The following is a 1,252-nucleotide window of genomic DNA, read 5'->3' on the forward strand; positions in this document are numbered from 1 at the left end:
CGGCATCCTCCCCGCCGCCTGCTTTCGCGGCGGGGAGATATAGCTGAAAGCAGGACCGGCGACGGCAAAAGGGCGGTTAGCCGGCTGCTCCTGATGCTGCATAGTACCCCAGGGGCCTTGTTTGTAGCTATAAGGTTTCTGTCCTTTTCTTAGCCGTGAAGATAAGTATAAAGCCTGCTATGATAAACGGTATGCTAAGCCACTGCCCCGTGGACAAAATGGGTTCGGCGCCCTCAAAACCACCCTGGCTCTGTTTTACAAACTCTACCACAAAACGCACCGTCCACAGCAGCACAAGGAATACGCCAAATATAAGCCCATGCTGCTTGCGGGCATCAGTTTTCCAGTACATGTAATAGATTATGGCAAAGACAAATATATACAGGAATGCTTCGTAAAGCTGCGCCGGATGGCGGTAAGGTATCTGGTTCAGTACTTCGGCAAACCTTGGGTCATTTTCAATAAGGTTATACGCCTCATTATAATCTTTTGCCCCTGTCAGCTGCATGGCCTCGTATTTGCCCAGGTTTTCTTCCCCACGGATAAATTTAACGGCCGTAGGGACATCTTTTGTGGTAACATCACCCAGTATTTCTGAATTGATAAAATTGCCCAGCCTGATGAAAATACCGCCACTGGTTACCGGTATCACCACCCTGTCCAGTACCCAGAGCAGCGGCCTCCTGATGACTTTGCGGCTATAATATACCATGGTCAGTATAATCGCTATAGCCGCCCCGTGGCTGGCCAGGCCTGCAAAACCGGTAAATTCAAACTTTGGGTTCAGCCTGACAGGCAGGAACACATTTACAGGGTCCTCCCGGAAAAGTTCCGGCTGATAAAAAATAACATGGCCCAGCCTGGCGCCTATCATGGTGGCTATTATAGTGTAAATAAATAGCTTATCCAGTTTTTCAATGGTTTCGCCCTCCCTTTCAAATATCTTTTTCATTATAAACCATCCCAGGCCAAAAGCTACCACCCACATAAGGCTGTAATAGCGGATTAGAAAAAAACCGAGGTCTATGCCTTCAGAAGGGTTCCAAACGAAGCTGAGAAATTGTGTCATTTTAAGTATTTTCTTAACCAGCCGTAAAATTAACCTAAATTAGAGAATAGAAATCCATAAAAAGAAATTTTTTAAAAACCCTCCCAATTTCAGGAGCAGCCGGCTCAACGCATTTTTGTTACCGCCAGGCCCGCTCTCCACTATATCTCCCCGCCGCCATAAGCGCGGCGGCGGGGAGGATGC

General features: G+C 47.7%; 1 protein-coding gene. It reads right to left on the reverse strand.

Annotation, left to right across the window (positions count from 1 at the left end; all coding sequences use genetic code 11):
• Positions 1 to 127: 127 nt before the first annotated feature.
• Complete coding sequence (gene lgt / locus CHU92_RS00210) at positions 128 to 1,069, reverse strand: prolipoprotein diacylglyceryl transferase (RefSeq protein WP_094411429.1); 942 nt, start codon at positions 1,067 to 1,069, stop codon at positions 128 to 130.
• Positions 1,070 to 1,252: the final 183 nt, after the last annotated feature.

This window comes from Flavobacterium cyanobacteriorum (genome assembly GCF_002251835.1).
Lineage (GTDB): Bacteria > Bacteroidota > Bacteroidia > Flavobacteriales > Flavobacteriaceae > Flavobacterium > Flavobacterium cyanobacteriorum.

Bases quoted from the DNA above. Each gene is read 5' to 3' on its own strand.
- lgt (WP_094411429.1), bottom strand. From the start codon at position 1,069: ATGACACAATTTCTCAGCTTCGTTTGGAACCCTTCTGAAGGCATAGAC.